We start from the raw sequence: 16,625 nt of genomic DNA, 5'->3' as shown, positions 1-16,625 counted from the left end.
AAAGGGGAGACGGCGGTCCGTACCGCGCCAGTGACGAACCGCCGCCTCCTGATACAGCGGGCTTCGCGACGACCCGCCGGGACACCCTCACGCATCCATACGTAAGACGCCCGGCGTTCAGGAAAGGTTGACGACCAGGGCCGTGGCCACGGCCGCGATGCCCTCTCCCCGCCCGGTCAGCCCGAGCCCATCGGTGGTGGTGGCCGACACGCTCACAGGCGCACCCACAGCGGCGCTGAGCGCCAGCTCGGCCTCGGTACGGCGCGGCGCCAGCTTGGGCCGGTTGCCGATCACCTGAATGGCCACGTTGCCGATCTCATAGCCCGCGGCACGAACCTGCCGCGCGGTCTCCTCCAGCAGGGCGACACCCGAGGCACCCGCCCAGCGCGGGTCCGCGGTCCCGAACAGCTGCCCGAGATCGCCCATGCCGGCCGCGGACAGCAGCGCGTCACACGCGGCATGCGCGGCCGCGTCACCGTCCGAATGGCCCTCAAGCCCGGTCTGGCCCGGCCAGTGCAGGCCGGCGAGGTTGAGCTCACGCCCCGAGGATCCTGAAGCGAACGGGTGGACGTCGACTCCGACGCCCACCCGTGGAAGATTGGTGTTCAGGAGTTGAGAACCTCGTCGAGCAGGGCCTCAGCCTTGTCCTCGTTGGTCTTCTCCGCCAGGGCAAGCTCACTGACCAGAATCTGGCGCGCCTTGGCGAGCATGCGCTTCTCGCCCGCGGACAGGCCGCGCTCGCGGTCTCTCCGCCACAGGTCCCGAACGACTTCGGCGACCTTGTTCACATCGCCGGAGGCGAGCTTCTCCAGATTGGCCTTGTAGCGACGAGACCAGTTGGTCGGCTCTTCCGTGTGCGGCATCCGCAGGACATCGAAAACCCGCTCAAGGCCTTCCTGGCCGACTACATCGCGCACACCGACGAGTTCTGCGTTTTCGGCTGGCACCTGGACGGTAAGGTCGCCCTTGTCGACCTTGAGCACCAGGTAGGTCTTTTCCTCACCCTTGATGGATCGCTTCGTGATTGCTTCGATCCGAGCAGCCCCATGGTGGGGGTAGACGACTGTGTCGCCGACCTGGAAAGTCATGTGACAAGTACCCCTTCCGCTGTACTCCAGGGTACCACGCATCCACAGCCTCCCGGAACAGTGAAATCCTCATAACTGCAGGTCAAGGCCGCATATTAGGGCTTGACAAGTGCTCAACTCTATGTCTGGCATTTCCGGACATAGCGAATGACCTGCGGGGGTGTGGATATGACCATGGATTCGGATGGATATGGTGGGCGCTGCACATCACGCATGCGCGCCACCCGCGTCTAGCGCATGCGCGAGCCCTCCGCAAGACCAAGGAGAACCCGCCCGTGACCAGCCGTCGCTGGATTGTCGTCGCCGCCGCGTTCTTGGCAGCCCCCGTGCTGGCGGGCTGCGGGGCTGGATTCGACGCCACTACCAACAAGCCGTACGCGCCCAACGAGGCACAGGCATTGATCGAGAACGGTGCTTACGGCACGCGCGGCATTCAGATCCCGCAGGCGTTCATTCTCGGGCCCGACTCCGGCGCGCAGCTCGCCTGGCGCGGCTCCGCCCCGATCTACCTGAACATCCTCAACACCGCCGGCGCCCCCGACACCCTGGAGGCGGTCTCCGCCGGGGCCATGGGGACGGTCAAGGTCGCGGCCCCGATCCAGCTCCCGAGCCACCAGCTCGTGAACACCGGCAAGCCCACCCCTCAGATCATGCTCGAGGCGATCCCCAAGAGCCTCAGGGGCGGCGAGAGCATCAAGCTGGACCTCCAGTTCGCCAACGCCGGGATCGTGTCCTTGAACGTCCCTGTGGTCACGCGCAGCCGTGAGTTCAAGGACTACCCGCCGGCGCCGAACGCGCCCGCGGCCCCCACGCCCACCCCGACGCCGTCCGCGCCGGCTTCCGAAGAAGCCCACTGACCCTTTCCCGGAAACGCCGAAACCCTTGTTCCGGTACGCGACTCGTACCGGAACAAGGGTTTTCTACTCTTCGGTGGCGTCGAACTTGTAGCCCAGGCCGCGCACGGTGAGGATGCAGCGCGGGTTGGACGGGTCAGACTCGATCTTGGCGCGCAGGCGCTTGACATGCACGTCGAGGGTCTTGGTGTCGCCCACGTAATCGGCGCCCCATACGCGGTCGATGAGCTGCCCGCGCGTCAGTACACGCCCCGCGTTGCGCAGCAGCACCTCCAGCAGCTCGAACTCCTTCAGCGGCAACTGCACCTGCTCACCGCGCACGGCGACGACGTGGCGGTCGACGTCCATGCGCACGGGCCCGACGGCCAGCACCGCGGTCTCCAGCTCCTCCGTCACGTCGCCCTGGCGGCGCAGGACCGCGCGGATGCGGGCCACCAGCTCGCGCGAGGAGAACGGCTTGGTGACGTAGTCGTCGGCGCCCAGCTCAAGACCGACGACCTTGTCGATCTCGCTGTCCTTGGCCGTCAGCATGATCACCGGCACCTTGGAGCGCTGCCTGAGGGAGCGGCACACCTCCGTACCGGGCAGACCCGGAAGCATCAGGTCGAGCAGCACCAGATCTGCTCCGTTGCGGTCGAACGTGTCGAGCGCCTCGGGCCCGGTCGCGGCGACCGACACCTCGAAACCCTCTTTGCGGAGCATGTAGGACAGAGCGTCGGAAAAGGACTCCTCGTCTTCGACGACAAGTACGCGGGTCATTGGGCTGTCTCCAGGGGAATCGAGGGTGGTACTGCCACCGCCGTGCCGCCGAAGGCGGGCAGGCGGAGCGTGAAGGTGGAGCCGGACCCTTCCTTGCTCCAGACGGACACCTCGCCGGCGTGCGCGGCGGCGACGTGCTTGACGATGGCCAGTCCGAGCCCGGTCCCACCGGTCGCCCGCGACCTGGCCGCGTCGACGCGGAAGAACCGCTCGAAGATGCGTTCGAGCGCCTCCTCCGGAATGCCGATGCCCTGGTCGCTGACGCTGATCTCCACCGAGTCGCCGGCGGGCCGCACGCTGACCACGACCCGGGTGTGCTCGGGACTGTACGCGACGGCGTTGTCGATCAGATTGCGCAACGCCGTCACGAGGAGTTCGTCGTCACCCCAGATCCGCAGACCCTCGGTGCCGCCGGAGACGAGCGTGATGTCCTTGGCGGCGGCCTTGGTGTTGCAGTGGTCGATGGCGTCGTGGATGGACTCGTCGATCGAGACCTGTCCGGGGGTGGGGATGGGCTCGGCGCCCTGGATCCTGCTGAGTGTGATCAGGTCTTGGATGAGGTAGTTGAGCCGGGCGGCCTCGTGCTGCATGCGCCCGGCGAAGCGGCCGACCGCCTCGGGGTCGTCGGCGGCGTCCTGGATGGTCTCCGCCAGCAGGCTCATGGCGCCCACCGGGGTCTTCAGCTCGTGGCTGACGTTCGCGACGAAGTCACGGCGTACGGCCTCGACCCTGCGGCGCTCGGTCTGGTCCTCCGCGAGCACCAGGACCTGGCCGTGCGAGCCGAGCGGAGCCACGCGTACCGCGAAGTTCGTGGTCTCCTGGCCGAACTTGTGCCCCGCGACGTCGATCTCGCTCTCGCGGATCTCGCCGTCACGGCGTACCTGCCGGGCCAGCGCCAGCAACTCGGCGGCCATCAGCCGGTCCCCCTTGACCAGCCCGAACGCCCGCGCGGCCGAGCTGGCGCGCAGCACCTTGTCATGCGCGTCGAGCACCACGGCGGAGGAGGGAAGCACGGCCAGCACGGACGCCACGCCCTGCGGCAGCGTGCTCCCGGGCTGCGTGCCGTCCTCCATGGCAGCGCGTTTCGGAGCCTCGATCTGGTTCCGGTAGAACAGGACCGCCAGGGCGCCCACGACGAACCCGGCCAGGGCCGCGAAGCTCATGGCCATCTCACTCATGCCTTCGAGAGTACGTGGCCTTCTCCCGGGGGCAGACCCTCTCATCAGGGGTGGAAGGCCCCTTTCCTGGAAAGTTCATCTGCCGGTAGGGGTTCGTTCATCGACAGGCACGTACGGTGACCCCATGCGCGACGCGTACCACGAAGAACTTGATTCCCTGACCGACAAGCTGGTCGAGATGACCAGGCTTGTCCGCTCGGCTATTTCCCGTGCCACCACGGCCCTTTTGGACTCCGACCTCCAGCTCGCCGAGAGTGTCATTTCCCGGGACGAGGAAGTGAACGCGACGTTCGCCGAGATCGAGACCTCGATCTTCGATCTGATGGCCCGGCAGCAGCCGGTGGCCGTGGATCTGCGAATGGTCATCACGGCGCTGCGCATGGGCACCGACCTGGAGCGCATGGGCGACCTCGCCGTCCACGTCGCCAAGGTCGCCCGCCTGCGCCACCCCGAGTCGGCGATCCCGGCCGAGGTGCGCTCGACCATCGTGGAGATGGGGCAGATCGCGGAGAACCTCGTCACCAAGACCGGCAGCTGCATCGCCTCGCGGGACGTGGACTCGGCGCTGGAGCTGGAGCAGGACGACGACGCGATGGACCGGCTGCACCGGCGGCTGTTCCGGAACATCCTGTCCAAGGACTGGGAGCACGGGGTGGAGCCGGCGATCGACATCACGTTGATCGGGCGCTACTACGAGCGGTACGCGGACCACGCGGTGCGGGTGGCGGCGGACGTCGTCTACCTGGTCACGGGCGCGCGGCCCAGCTGATCCCCGTTCCTCGGGGTTCCAGACAGCGCCTCCCAGGGGGCTTTCGCCCCCTTCGACCCCCGAAAAGCGCGGTCTTCGCAGACGAGGCGCGCTTCGCGCGAAAGGGCTCAGGCTGTGTCGTGTGGGGGCTGCGCCCCCACACCCCCGGGCGAGGGGACTCCCGTCCCCTCGCGCTCCCCGGAACTTGGCCATCATGCGACCCGTCATGGCAGGCCGTGTCGCAGTCGAGAGACGGCATCCCAGAGCCAGCCGCACATCCATTTCACGGGCCGGGGTCAAACGCCTCCGGCTACCGGTCGCGTTCCGTCGTCGGGTTGGCTTTTGAGCCTGTATTCGCGACCTCGGCCGCATCCCAGTGACCGGTGGCTGGATGATCCAGCGGGATGCAGTGGTCCGGCGGGATGCAGTGGTCCGGCGGGATGCAGTGGTCCGGCCGGATCCCCCAAAGCGGCTCACGGCCGCAGGATGGTCGGCTGTTGTCACGCCTGGCGTCCGGACGGTCGTCGATGCACGCAACCATGGCGACATGTGCACACAGCTACTGGCGCCCCGGGCGGCAGGACTACGAGCGCAAGACGTCCACGCCGTTCGCAAGCACTTCATGGGCGCCGCCGAATGAGAGTGGCAGCGCTCCAGGCGGAGCTCGCGGGATCGGCGGCCGGTGACCTCCCACGGGTGATCGATCAGTGCGAACGAGCCGGAGTGGAGCTGCTCGTCCTGCCAGAGTGCTACTCCGGCGGCATGCCGCCGGACAAACCGGCCGCCGAGGCCGTCGCGCTGTCTCCCCCGTACGCACACCTGATCTCTGCTCTGCGGGATTGCCCACCCACGATGACCGTCGTCGCCGGTTTCACCGAGCTCTCAGCCGGCGGGCGGTTGCACAGCTCAGCGGCGGTCGTGCGCGCCGGGCGGCTGGTCGGCGAGGTCACCCGCAAGCTCTTTCCCCGCGAACCGGCCTTCAGCCCGGGCGCGGATCTGCCCCTGTATCGCCAGGAAGGCCATGCCTTCGGCGTCGTGATCTGCAACGACGCCAACCTCGTCGAGCCGGCCCGCCTCCTGGCCCTGGCCGGCGCCCGCATCCTGGCTTGCCCGCTCAACAACGACCTGCCCGTGGAGGTCACTCGCGGTTGGGCGGTCAGGACCCGGTCCACGCTCATAGCGCGGGCGGTGGAGAACGACTGCTGGGTGATCGCGGCCGATGTCTCCGGCACGGCTGGTGGGCGCGAGGGCGGCGGGGCGACTCGGATCATCGCCCCGGATGGCCGGATCGTCGCCGCGGCGCAAGCGGACGAACCGGGCCTGGTCATGGCGGACATCGAGGTGCCTGACCGCTCGTTCCTGCAGCGCTGGAACGTGGCACAGAACCCGGCGGTCCTCAAGCAATGGCTCGACCATGTGTCCGGACAACGCAGTGGAACCTGACCGAACGGCAAGGGTTCTCGTCGCGGCGCCGACGGTCCGATGGACTGTTGGGGCCTCCTCATGCCTGCACAAACGATCACGAAACCACGAGGGCTCAATTGCTGCTCGGCGGCCAGCTGTCCCAGGAGCGGCCCGATCCGCCCTCCTCGCTGTACTGCTTCGCCTTGGTCACGCAGTCAGGGCAGATGGGCTCGTCAACAGACCTGGCCACGGCTTCCGGTTTGGCCGGACGAAGAGAGCCCAGGAACGTGATCCCTGGCGGCATGTGGGTCTCGGGATCGATCAGGAAAGTTACGACTTCTTTCGGGTCGAAGCTGAATGTGCGCTTGCACGCATAGCATCGGCCGGTCGTCTCGCGATGTTCGCTCATGCCTGCCATCCCTTCCTGCCAGCACGCGACCTGTCGCCGCGAAGGGTCCATGATCCCGGCCACTCGGTAGACCGGGATGACGCGGATGCGCCCGCACGTCGAACCATCATGCCCGCCCACCATCGATACCGAGAGGGCTCAGGCAAGGGGAGCGCGAGGGGACGGGAGTCCCCTCGCCGGGGGTGTGGGGGCGTGCCCCCACACGACACAGCCTGAGCCCCTTCGCGCGAAGCGCGTCCCGCCTGCGAAGACCACGCCTTTCGGGGGTCGAAGGGGGCGAAAGCCCCCTGGGAAGCGCTGTCTGAAGCCCCGAGCGCGAAGCGCCAAGGAGCGGAAGGCCGAGCTTTCAGCGGCCCTGGTTGGCGACGGCTTCGATGGCGGCCTTGGCGGCGTCCGGGTCCAGGTATTCGCCGCCCGCCCGCCGCGGCCGGAAGTCGGAGTCCAGGTCGTACAGCAGCGGAATCCCCGTCGGGATGTTGAGGCCCGCGATCTCCTCGTCGCCGACCCCGTCCAGGTGCTTGACCAGGGCCCGCAGGGAGTTGCCGTGGGCGGCCACCAGGACCGTGCGGCCGGCCGACAGGTCGGGGACGATCGAGTCGTACCAGTACGGGAGCATGCGGTCGACCACGTCCTTCAGGCATTCCGTACGGGGCATCAGCTCCGGGGGAAGCAGGGCGTAGCGGGGGTCGCCGGCCTGGGAGAACTCGTCGCCGTCCGCGATCGGGGGCGGGGGCACGTCGTACGAGCGGCGCCACAGCATGAACTGCTCGTCGCCGAACTCCTCGCGCGTCTGGGCCTTGTTCTTGCCCTGGAGGGCGCCGTAGTGGCGCTCGTTGAGGCGCCAGCTCCGCTTCACCGGCAGCCAGAGCAGGTCGGCCTCCGCCAGCGCCAGCTGGGCCGTCTGGATGGCCCTCGTCAGCAGGCTGGTGTGGACGATGTCCGGGCGCAGTCCGGCGTCCTGGAGGAGCTTGCCGCCGCGGCGGGCCTCGTCCTCACCCTTGGCCGAGAGGCTCACGTCCACCCAGCCGGTGAACAGGCCCTTCGCGTTCCAGTCACTCTCGCCGTGCCTAAGCAGCACCAAAGTCGCCATATCGCCAATCCTATGGTCCGGGATCAGCGGTCCGGGTCGGCGAAGCGGGCGAACGCCTGCAGGTTGGCCAGCGACTCCCCGCGCTTGGCCCGCCACTCCCACTCGCGCCTGATCGACGAGGCGAACCCCAGTTCCAGCGCCCGGTCGAACCAGTCGTCCGAGTACGTCAGCACGCATCCCAGCAGCCGGTCCACCTCCGCCTCCGTGACGGCGGCCAGGGGCACCCGGCCCACCAGGTAGACGTCCCCCACGGGGTCGAGTGAGAAGTGCACGCCGTACATGGCGCCGTTCTTGCCGAGCAGCCAGCGGTAGAACTCGGCGTGGTTCTCGTCGGGCTGGCGGCAGAAGAACGCCTCGACGTGCAGCGCCTGCTCCCCCACGATCAACCACGTCATGGTGGCGAGCTTGTGCTGCCCGGGCAGGTTGACCAGGAAAGCGCCCGGCCGCGGCTCGTCGTAGGTGACGTCCGCGGCCTTGAGCGCGGCTTCGACGACATCGCGCATGCCGACAAGGATAGAAGGCCGCCAGCACAAGACCAGAACAAAAGTCGGGCCAGAAGAGGGCTAGAAGTTCAGGGCGATGGGGGTTTTGTGGAGGTTTGCGATGGCGCCCGCGTACACCTCCACCAGGCGGGACGCGGTCGCCTGCCAGCCGAACGCCGCCGCGTGCGCGCGGGCTCCCCCCGACATCGAGTCGCGCCAGCGCGGCGAGACGACGAAGCGGCGCAGGGCCTGGGCCCACTGCGCCGGGTCGTGGCCGTCCACGAGGAGGCCCGACACGCCGTCCCGGACGGCGGTGCGCAGCCCGCCCACGGCGGCGGCCGCCACGGGGGTGCCGCAGGCCTGGGACTCCAGGGCGACGAGGCCGAACGACTCGCTGTACGAGGGCACGACCGTCACCGAGGCCGCCCGGTACCAGTCGGCCAGTTCCTCCTGCCGGGCAGGGGGCACGAGGCGGACGACGTCCGAGATGCCGAGTTCGGCGGCCAGTTCGGTGAGCAGGGACGGCCTGGCGAGACCGTTGCCCGAGGGCCCGCCGACGCAGACCACGACCAGGCGCTCGCGCAGCGACGGGTCGTCGATGAGCATCCTGGAGGCGGCGCGGAGCAGCACGTCCGGGGCCTTGAGCGGCTGGATGCGGCCCACGAAGAGCAGGACGTGCGCGTCCTGCGGCAGGCCGAGCCGGCGGCGGGCGGCGCCCTGCGAGGCGGGCTGGAAGACGGTGAGGTTGACGCCCGGGTTCACGACGGCGACGCGCTCCTCGACGGCGCCGTACAGGTCGATCAGCTCGCGCGCCTCGTCGACGGTGTTGGCCACGAGGCGGTCGGCGACCTGCACGACCTGCTCCTCGCCGACCACGCGGGCGTTGGGCTCCGGCTTGTCGCCCTGGGCGAGCAGGAGGTTCTTGACCTTGGCCATGGTGTGCATGGTGTGCACGAGCGGCACGCCCCAGCGCTCCTTGGCCAGCCAGCCGACCTGGCCGGAGAGCCAGTAGTGGGAGTGGATGACGTCGTAGCGGCCCGGGTCGTACATGGCCTCGGTGCGCAGCACCCCGGACAGGAACGCGCAGAGCTGGCTCGGCAGCTCGCTGCGCTCCATCTCCTCGTACGGTCCCGCGGTGAGGTGGCGGACGAGGACGCCTGGGGCGAGTTCGGCCACGGGCGGGAGGTCGCGGGCGGTGGCCCGGGTGAAGATCTCCACTTCCACGCCGAGGTGAGCCAGCCGCTTGGCCGACTCCACGATGTACACGTTCATGCCTCCGGCGTCGCCCGTTCCGGGCTGGTCCAGGGGCGATGTGTGCATGCTGATGGTCGCGACCCGGCTGACCCGTCGTCGCCTCACTCGACACCACCTCCAGACGGCTTATAACCATCCAAATTTTTGCGACATTCCCGACACATGGTCATAACTAGGTATTCAGGGCGGTGGTCAACGCCCCTGGGAGGGCTGGCAGGATGAGGGGCATGCGGAGAACGGCTGTGGTGACCGGGGCGAGCAGCGGGATCGGGGAGGCGACCGCGCGGCGGCTCGCCGCCGAGGGTTTCGAGGTGGTGGCGGGCGCGCGGCGGCGCGAGCGGCTCGACAAGCTGGCCGCGGAGGTGCCCTCGATCAGGCCGGTGACGTTGGACGTGACCTCCCAGGAGTCGGTCGACGCGCTGGCGGACTCGCTGGAGCGCTGCGACGTGCTGGTCAACAACGCCGGTGGCGCCCTCGGCCTCGAATCGGTCGCGGAGGGGCACCTGGATGACTGGCAGCAGATGTACGACGTGAACGTGCTCGGCTCCCTGCGCATGACCCAGGCGCTCGTGCCCAAGCTCGTCGAGTCCGGCGACGGCGTGCTAGTGATGGTGACCTCGACGGCGGGCCTGGTGTCGTACGAGGGCGGCGGCGGCTACGTCGCGGCCAAGCACGCGCAGACCTCGATGGTGGAGACGCTCCGCCTGGAGCTGGTCGGCCGGCCGGTGCGGATCGTGGAGATCGCGCCGGGCATGGTGCGGAGCGAGGGGTTCGCGGTCACCCGCTTCCGCGGGGACGAGGCGGCCGCGGCGCGCGTCTACGAGGGCGTGCCCGGCCCGCTGACCTCCGACGACGTGGCCGACGCGATCGCCTGGTGCGTGACCCGCCCCGCCCACGTGAACATCGACCGCATGATCATCCGCCCCCGGGCCCAGGCCGCCCAGCACAAGGTGCACCGCGTCAGTGGCTAGACCGGCCGGGGCCGCCAAGGCGGGGGGCAGGCCGGTCGGCGCCATCACCAGGGGCACGACCGGGCACAACCGGCTGCGGCGCTCCGACCGCTGGATCGCCGCCGCGCACGGCCGGCTGCTGCGGGCCACCGAGCGGCCCCTCGTGGTGGATCTCGGGTACGGCGCGTCGCACACCACGACGCTGGAGCTGTTCACCCGCCTGCGCCGGGTGGCTCCCGGCGTCGAGGTGGTCGGGATCGAGATCGACCCGGCCAGGGTGGCGGTGGCCAAGCCGTACGAGCGGGAGGGGCTGAGCTTCCGCCTGGGCGGCTTCGAGCTGCCCGTCCCGCGCCCGCCGACGCTGGTGCGGGCCTTCAACGTCCTCAGGCAGTACGGCGAGGCCGAGGCGTGGCACTACTGGGACGTGCTCAGAGGCCGGCTGGCCCCCGATGGTGTCCTGGTCGAGGGGACCTCGTCCGAGAACGGGCGGCGCGCGGTCTGGGTGGGGCTCTGTCCGGAAGGACCCCGGACGATCACGTTCTCGGCCCGTTTCGATGCCTTCGAGCGGCCTTCCGACCTGGCCGACCGGCTGCCGAAGACCCTCATCCACCGGAATGTGCCGGGCGAGCGGATCCATGCGTTCCTGAGCGACTTCGACCACGCGTGGGCGGTGAGCGCGCCGTACGGGGCCCATGGGCTGCGGCAGCGGTGGCTGGCCTCCGTACGCGCGCTGTCGGGCTCCTGGCCCGTCTCCGGGCGGCCGCCGCTCGGCGGCCCGGCCCGGTGGCGGCTCGGCGAGCTGACCCTCCCGTTCTCGGCGGTGGATCCCCGCGCTTAGAGGCGCGCCTCGAAGACGGCGTAGGCCGCGCTGTCGAACAGCACGAAGCGGACGTCCTCCACGGACGTGTCCGCCTGCCGCACCGTGTCCAGGGCGATCCGCGCGGCGTCGTCCATGGGCCAGCCGTAGATCCCGGTCGAGATCGCGGGGAAGGCCACCGACCTGGCCTCCAGCGAGTCGGCCACCCGCAGCGACTCCCGGTAGCAGGAGGCCAGCAGCTCCGAACGGTCCACCGACATGGAGTACACCGGCCCGATCGTGTGGATCACCCACTTCGCGGGCAGGCGCCCGGCCGTCGTCGCGACCGCCTGTCCGGTGGCCAGCCCCTTGCCGTAGTGGCCGGCACGCAGCTTCCGGCACGCCTCGAGGATCTCCGGACCGCCGCGGCGGTGAATGGCGCCGTCCACGCCTCCGCCGCCCATGAGGGAGGAGTTGGCGGCGTTCACGACGGCGTCCACCCGCTGCTCGGTGATGTCGCCGTTCACCAACGTGATGCGCATCTCACCGAGCTTGGCATCAACGGCCGCCCCGCACCAGCACCGCGGTCCCCCTGCCGGCCGCGCGCACGGCCGGCAGGACGAGCGCGGGCAGCGGCAGGAGCATCGCCACGGCTCCGGCCAGGCGCTGGTCGGCGAGGACGCCGGGCGCGCCGGACGGGGCCGCGAGGGAGATCCAGCCGGCCGCGACCGGGGGCGCGAGCAGCAGGTACGTCCCGACGGCGAGGTGGGTCAGCGTCACGGCGGCCAGCAGGCGGGCCCGATCGCCCGACGTCCCCGGGTCCGCCCCCGTCAGGACGCCGAACACCAGCAGGCCGAGGCCGAAGAACAGGAGCTCGGTGAGCAGGTGAGGGGCGTAGCCGGACAGCGACCACGACAACCAGGGAGTGCCGTAGAGGAGGACGAACGCCCCGAAGTAGACGGCGGGATGCGCGAGGAACCGGTACCGGCCGGCGACGGTGAACGGGGCGCCCAGGCAGAGCAGGAGCGGGGCGACGACGGTGAGCACCGCGTGCTGGACCGAGTGGACCGACAGCATCGCCCGCGCGTAGCTCCCGACCCCACCGAGCAGCACCAGCGCCGTCAGCGCCAGGCCCGCGTACCAGACGATCGCGCGGCCGGCGGGCCAGGAGGCCGCCCTGCGGGCGTGGACCGCGTAGGCGACCGCGGGCAGCATCAGGAGGATCAGGACGGTCGGGTCCAGGCGGACCTCGGTGATCAGCGCTCCCGGGGTGACGGGGGCGAGCGCGTACTCCAGGGCGGACTGGCCGTGACCGCCACCGCCGCCGGGCGGTGGCGGTGTGCGGGACAGGCCGATGGCCAGCCCGACGGCCGCCGCCATCACGATCACCTCGCCGGTGGCCAGGCGGACGAAGGTCCGGCGGACGGACCGGTCGGCGATGCCGGCGACCGTGCGGCGGCGGTGGGTCCAGCCGAACAGGCCCAGGAGCACGAGGGCGGCGGTCTTGGCCAGCAGGAGCTGCCCGTACGCGCTCTGCCAGAGGTCGGACGGGGCGCTCAGCCGTACCCAGGCGCTCGCCACGCCCGAGACGGCCACGGCGGCGAAGCAGCACAGGGCGAGCGCGCTGAACCTGGGCAGCACCGCCGGCAGCTCCTGGGACCGGCGGAAGTGGACGAGCACCGCGACCAGGCCGCCGACCCAGACCGACACCGACACCAGGTGCGCCATGAGGGCGGAGACGGCGATGTCGTGGTCGCCCGCGGAGGCGGCATGCCCGACGTAGGCGGGCGGCAGCAGGCCGAACACGGCGACCGCCAGCCGGACGGCCGGGGGCAGCCGCCAGGTGAGGCCCGCGACGGCGGTGGCGGCCAGCACCACGAGCAGGGCCTGGGTCTGCGGGATGGAGGTGCCGAACTCCAGCAGATCGGGCGAGGCGAGCAGGTCGCCGGCGGGCAGCGGGATGAGGTTGGACAGGGTGAGCACGTAGCTGAGCGCTGTCGCCAGGGCCCAGCCGAGCGCCCACCAGCCGGCCGCGCGGCGGCAGGACCGTGACTCGGGCGAGGAGGCGGGGGCCAGGAGGGCGGCGGTGAGCGTGCCGACGCAGCCGAGCGCGCACGCGTCGAAGCAGAACCGGGCCAGGGGCAGCCCCCACTCGGTGAACGGCCCGGCGGTGGGCAACCCGGGGAACTCCGGCTTGATGGCCCCGCCGAACCGCAGGACGACGACCAGCACCACGACGCCGGCGGCCACCGCCGCGCCGGCGTAGGTCCTGACCGGCTTTCCTGCCGGGACCGATGGGAAGGCCCTGGCCACGGGTCAGCCCGCTTGCTTGGCGATCTCGGCCAGCTCCGCCTTCTGAGCCTTGATGATCTTGTCGGCCAGTTCGAGCGTGGGCCCGTGCTTGCCCGACTTCTTGACGGTCTCGGCCATCATCACACCGTGCTCCAGATGCCCCGACAGCGCCGACAGCCACTCCTTGTCGAAGCCGGAGCCGGCTTTAAGGTCCGCGCCCATCTGGTCGGTCGGCGCCGGCGGCACCTTCTCGTTCCAGGACTGCAGCCACGACGACATCATGTCGATGTCCGCCTTCTCCTCCGCGATGAGCTTCGTGCTCAGGTCACGGACGTACGGGGACTTTCCGCTCTTGGCCGCCACCTCGGCCAGCTGGATCGTCTGCTGGTGGTGCGTGATCATCTCCTGGCTGAAGACCACGTCCGCCTGAACGTGTGTCGACGTGCTGTCCGCCGAGGCCGCGCACCCGGCCGCCAGCACCAGACCGAGCAGGGCCACAACCGCTGTACTCCAACGCATGCACGGAGATACGCACGACACAGAGACACGGTTCACACTCCCCGAATGCCAGCTCGACAGGTTGTAGAGCTACCCTGAAGGGCGTGAAGGGTCTTGGCGAGCTTGAGCGCAGCATCATGGACATCCTCTGGGCGGAGAACGGCGCGCTGACCGCCCGCGAGGTCGGCAGGCTCATCGCCGACCGCGACCTTGCCCCCACCACGGTGATGACCGTGCTCGACCGCCTCACCCGGAAGGGCTTCCTCCAGCGCACCCGGGACGGCCGCGCATGGAGATATCTACCGGCCGAAAGCCGCGATGCGTACATCGCCGAGCTTATGCTTGAAGCCTTGGACATGACGGGCGACCGATCGGCCGCCCTGACTCGCTTCGCCCAGGCCGTGTCGGGCTCGGAGGCGGAGATCCTGCGCAGAGCCCTTACGGAGCTGGAGGAAGAGTGATCACGGCAGCGGCGCTGGCAGCGCTCGCCACGGCGTGCGCGGTTGGCTCCTGGCGTTTCACGACTGCCCGGTGGACCTCGCGCGCTCCCCGGCTGGCCATCATCGTCTGGCAGTCCCTGGGCGTCTCCTGGGGCCTGGCCACCACCGGCGCCATGCTCGCCTACGCGGTCCAGCCGTACGGCGAGGGGGTGCTGCCCGGGCTGTTCGCGTTCGCGCGGGGGGAGGCGCCGCAGCAGGCGTGGGACCCGCTGCACGTGCTGGCCCTGATCGCGGGGCTCACCGCCCTGACCGTGCTGATCGCGGTGCTGCTCACCGCCGGCGCGCAGGCGCTGCGCGCACGCCGCCGGCACCGCATGCTGCTCGCGCTGATCTCCCACGACGACCCCGGCGTGCCCGGGGTGCGGGTGCTCGCCCATCCGGGCGCCGCCGCGTACTGCGTGCCCGGCCTGCGCTCGCAGGTCGTGGTCAGCGAGGGCGCGCTCAAGCTGCTGTCGGAGGACGAACTGGCCGCCGTGCTCGCACACGAGGCCGCGCACGTGCGCGAGCGGCACGACCTGGTGCTGCTGCCGTTCGCCGCGCTGCGCAGGGCGCTGCCGTGGTCGAAGGTGGTGGCCGACGCGCAGGCGCAGGTGGAGCTGCTCATCGAGATGGCCGCCGACGACCGCGCCCGGCGCTACTGCTCGCCGCGCAGGCTGGCGACGGCGCTGCTCAGGTTCGGTACGGCGGGCGCCATGCCGACCCCCCACGGCATGCTCGGCATGCACGCCAAGAACGTCATGGCCAGGGTCGACCGCCTGATCAAGCCGGGTCCCGAGCTGGCCACCCCGGTGCGCTACGGCTACATCGCACTCTCTGTGACGTTGGTCACCTCCGCGCCTCTCCTGTGGGTCTTCCAGCTCTGACGTGCTTGCTGGCGTTAACTGTCCTGTTTGCAATTGCAAGCACTACAGGGCAGACTATGAGGCATGGCACTACCCAAGGTCGGCTCGATCGGTGAATACATCCGCGAGCAGCGGCAGCAGGCGAAGATCTCGCTGCGCCAGCTCGCGGCGGCGGCAGGGGTCTCCAACCCCTACCTGAGCCAGATCGAGCGTGGGCTGCGCAAGCCGAGCGCGGAGATCCTCAACCAGATCGCCAAGGGTCTGCGCATCTCCTCGCAGGCGCTCTACGTGCAGGCGGGCCTCATCGAGGACCGCGAGCCGCCAAGTGACATCATCACGGCGATCAGGGCCGACACGCACCTCACCGAACGGCAACGCCAGGTGCTGATTGATATCTATGAGTCGTTCCGTAAGGAGAAGCGCGCCGAAGACGAGCAGACCTCCCAGAATGCTCGCCCTCGGCACGGCTCCGGATCGGACGACGAACCGCTGCCGGAGGAGTTTCTCGCCGCTCTTGAGCCCTATACGGCGACCTCCGGCAACGGCAACGTCACCCAGGAAACCAAGGAAGGTTAACCCATGACGCTCGCAACCGAGGTCAAGAAGCTTACGGAGTCCAAGCCGTTCTACGCCGTCGCGGGCGTCGGCGACTTCGCGGTCGAGAAGCTCCGCGAGCTGCCCGAGCAGCTGCAGAAGCTGCAGTCGCGCCGCACCGAGCTGGCCAAGGACCTGCCGGAGATGGCCCGCGTGTACGCCGGCAAGGCCGAGAGCTTCGCCAAGGAGTTCCCGGAGAAGGCCCGCGGCTACGCCGACCAGCTCGCCGGCCGGGCCACCGAGGCCTACGAGGACTTCGCCACGCGCGGCCGCCGGGTCGTCAGCAAGACGAGCGGCGACGCCGCGCTGGAGCTCGAAGAGGTGTCGCGGGCCGCCAAGCCCGCCACCCCGGCCAGGAAGCCCCGCACCACGAAGGCGAAGGCCTGATTTGACGGAAAGCCCGTCTCCTGCGGGAGGCGGGCTTTCCGCTTTGGGGTGCCCGTCTGACAGGGTCGGCTATTAGGCTGAAGCCGATTTCATCGCGGCGTTGTGCGGAGCCAACAAACATGACTTTGATCAACAGTGTCCTCAATCTCCTCTTTCTGGTGCTCGCCGCCGTCATCTTCGGCATGTCGGCCTACGCGCTCGTGCACGCGCTCCGGGTGCCGACCGGCGCTTTCGTCTCGGCGGGCAAGCTGCAGAAGAACATCTGGCTGCTGATCCTGGCGCTGGCGACGCTGTTCTCGGTGGGCGGCGCCTGGAGCTACTTCACCGCCTTCCTCATCGTCGGCGGCATCGAGTTCATCGGCCTGGGCGCGCTGGGCTTCTTCTCGATCATCGCGGCCATCGCCGCCACGATCTACATCGTGGACGTCAAGCCGGCCGTCAAGGGCATGGGCGGGCGGGGCAACAACGGTCCCTACGGCCCCTGGTGATCGGCCCGGGCG

Annotated in this window: 21 protein-coding genes; 10 read left to right on the top strand and 11 right to left on the bottom strand. The window is 69.8% G+C overall.

Going from position 1 to position 16,625, the window contains the following annotated elements; genetic code table 11:
• Positions 1–117: 117 nt before the first annotated feature.
• Both ispF and HD596_RS17985 read right to left on the bottom strand, forming a co-directional pair.
• Entirely contained in the window at positions 118–588 is a 471-nt protein-coding gene (ispF, locus tag HD596_RS17990) for a 2-C-methyl-D-erythritol 2,4-cyclodiphosphate synthase (protein ID WP_185070432.1), read from the bottom strand.
• Positions 589–605: 17 nt separating this feature from the next.
• A complete protein-coding gene (locus HD596_RS17985) occupies positions 606–1,088 on the bottom strand; it encodes a CarD family transcriptional regulator (RefSeq protein WP_043624891.1) in 483 nt (160 codons plus the stop codon).
• 275 nt (positions 1,089–1,363) lie between these two features.
• Between HD596_RS17985 and HD596_RS17980 the strand changes: the two genes are divergently transcribed.
• Positions 1,364–1,945: a copper chaperone PCu(A)C gene (locus HD596_RS17980; protein WP_313044441.1), complete on the top strand. Its 582-nt coding sequence runs from the start codon at positions 1,364–1,366 to the stop codon at positions 1,943–1,945.
• Positions 1,946–2,008: 63 nt separating this feature from the next.
• On the opposite strand, the gene HD596_RS17975 is transcribed toward HD596_RS17980, so the two are convergent.
• Together HD596_RS17975 and HD596_RS17970 are read right to left on the bottom strand one after the other, a co-directional pair.
• Positions 2,009–2,701, bottom strand: coding sequence for a winged helix-turn-helix domain-containing protein (locus HD596_RS17975; RefSeq protein ID WP_185070431.1), 693 nt, complete (start codon positions 2,699–2,701; stop codon positions 2,009–2,011).
• Entirely contained in the window at positions 2,698–3,870 is a 1,173-nt protein-coding gene (locus HD596_RS17970; protein ID WP_185078541.1) for a sensor histidine kinase, read from the bottom strand. The genes HD596_RS17975 and HD596_RS17970 overlap by 4 nt, the downstream gene beginning before the upstream one ends.
• Before the next feature lie 133 nt (positions 3,871–4,003).
• Here HD596_RS17970 and phoU point away from each other — a divergent pair, with 133 nt between their 5' ends.
• Together phoU and HD596_RS17960 are read left to right on the top strand one after the other, a co-directional pair.
• On the top strand, positions 4,004–4,648 hold the full coding sequence (phoU, locus tag HD596_RS17965; protein WP_185070430.1) for a phosphate signaling complex protein PhoU: 645 nt from the start codon (positions 4,004–4,006) through the stop codon (positions 4,646–4,648).
• Between the two features lie 465 nt (positions 4,649–5,113).
• Positions 5,114–6,070, top strand: a complete 957-nt coding sequence (locus HD596_RS17960; protein ID WP_313044437.1) for a carbon-nitrogen hydrolase family protein — start codon at positions 5,114–5,116, stop codon at positions 6,068–6,070.
• Positions 6,071–6,164: 94 nt separating this feature from the next.
• On the opposite strand, the gene HD596_RS17955 is transcribed toward HD596_RS17960, so the two are convergent.
• From HD596_RS17955 to mshA, 4 genes are all read right to left on the bottom strand, one after another.
• The gene (locus HD596_RS17955) at positions 6,165–6,440 is read right to left on the bottom strand and encodes a hypothetical protein (protein WP_185070428.1); all 276 of its coding nucleotides are present in this window, start codon (positions 6,438–6,440) and stop codon (positions 6,165–6,167) included.
• Positions 6,441–6,786: 346 nt separating this feature from the next.
• On the bottom strand, positions 6,787–7,530 hold the full coding sequence (locus tag HD596_RS17950) for a phosphoglyceromutase (protein ID WP_185070427.1): 744 nt from the start codon (positions 7,528–7,530) through the stop codon (positions 6,787–6,789).
• Between the two features lie 23 nt (positions 7,531–7,553).
• Complete coding sequence (locus tag HD596_RS17945) at positions 7,554–8,033, bottom strand: type III secretion system chaperone family protein (protein ID WP_185070426.1); 480 nt, start codon at positions 8,031–8,033, stop codon at positions 7,554–7,556.
• Between the two features lie 60 nt (positions 8,034–8,093).
• Entirely contained in the window at positions 8,094–9,371 is a 1,278-nt protein-coding gene (gene mshA / locus HD596_RS17940) for a D-inositol-3-phosphate glycosyltransferase (protein WP_446685862.1), read from the bottom strand.
• Between the two features lie 122 nt (positions 9,372–9,493).
• Here mshA and HD596_RS17935 point away from each other — a divergent pair, with 122 nt between their 5' ends.
• Both HD596_RS17935 and HD596_RS17930 read left to right on the top strand, forming a co-directional pair.
• Positions 9,494–10,237: an SDR family NAD(P)-dependent oxidoreductase gene (locus HD596_RS17935; protein WP_185070424.1), complete on the top strand. Its 744-nt coding sequence runs from the start codon at positions 9,494–9,496 to the stop codon at positions 10,235–10,237.
• Entirely contained in the window at positions 10,230–11,054 is an 825-nt protein-coding gene (locus tag HD596_RS17930; protein WP_313044434.1) for a class I SAM-dependent methyltransferase, read from the top strand. Before HD596_RS17935 ends, HD596_RS17930 begins: the two co-directional genes overlap by 8 nt.
• On the opposite strand, the gene HD596_RS17925 is transcribed toward HD596_RS17930, so the two are convergent.
• The 3 genes from HD596_RS17925 to HD596_RS17915 are packed head-to-tail and all read right to left on the bottom strand — an operon-like array spanning position 11,051 to position 13,802.
• Entirely contained in the window at positions 11,051–11,554 is a 504-nt protein-coding gene (locus HD596_RS17925) for an O-acetyl-ADP-ribose deacetylase (protein ID WP_185070423.1), read from the bottom strand. The genes HD596_RS17930 and HD596_RS17925 overlap by 4 nt on opposite strands.
• Positions 11,555–11,570: 16 nt before the next feature.
• A complete protein-coding gene (locus tag HD596_RS17920; protein WP_185070422.1) occupies positions 11,571–13,325 on the bottom strand; it encodes a bifunctional copper resistance protein CopD/cytochrome c oxidase assembly protein in 1,755 nt (584 codons plus the stop codon).
• 3 nt (positions 13,326–13,328) lie between these two features.
• Positions 13,329–13,802, bottom strand: coding sequence for a DUF305 domain-containing protein (locus HD596_RS17915; RefSeq protein ID WP_185070421.1), 474 nt, complete (start codon positions 13,800–13,802; stop codon positions 13,329–13,331).
• A gap of 104 nt (positions 13,803–13,906) precedes the next feature.
• Here HD596_RS17915 and HD596_RS17910 point away from each other — a divergent pair, with 104 nt between their 5' ends.
• From HD596_RS17910 to HD596_RS17890, 5 genes are all read left to right on the top strand, one after another.
• Positions 13,907–14,263 (top strand): BlaI/MecI/CopY family transcriptional regulator, encoded by a 357-nt coding sequence (locus HD596_RS17910; RefSeq protein WP_185070420.1) that lies wholly within the window; start codon positions 13,907–13,909, stop codon positions 14,261–14,263.
• Positions 14,260–15,165, top strand: coding sequence for a M56 family metallopeptidase (locus HD596_RS17905; protein ID WP_185070419.1), 906 nt, complete (start codon positions 14,260–14,262; stop codon positions 15,163–15,165). Before HD596_RS17910 ends, HD596_RS17905 begins: the two co-directional genes overlap by 4 nt.
• Before the next feature lie 63 nt (positions 15,166–15,228).
• Entirely contained in the window at positions 15,229–15,720 is a 492-nt protein-coding gene (locus tag HD596_RS17900) for a helix-turn-helix domain-containing protein (RefSeq protein WP_185070418.1), read from the top strand.
• A gap of 3 nt (positions 15,721–15,723) precedes the next feature.
• On the top strand, positions 15,724–16,125 hold the full coding sequence (locus HD596_RS17895) for a hypothetical protein (protein WP_185070417.1): 402 nt from the start codon (positions 15,724–15,726) through the stop codon (positions 16,123–16,125).
• Between the two features lie 119 nt (positions 16,126–16,244).
• Positions 16,245–16,613, top strand: coding sequence for a DUF2516 family protein (locus tag HD596_RS17890; protein ID WP_185070416.1), 369 nt, complete (start codon positions 16,245–16,247; stop codon positions 16,611–16,613).
• The last annotated feature ends 12 nt before the right edge of the window (positions 16,614–16,625 follow it).

The sequence above is a fragment of the Nonomuraea jabiensis genome (genome assembly GCF_014204795.1).
In the GTDB taxonomy this organism is placed as follows: domain Bacteria; phylum Actinomycetota; class Actinomycetes; order Streptosporangiales; family Streptosporangiaceae; genus Nonomuraea; species Nonomuraea jabiensis.
The sequence above is the reverse complement of the archived record's forward strand: the minus strand, read 5'-3'. Positions and strand labels throughout refer to the sequence as shown.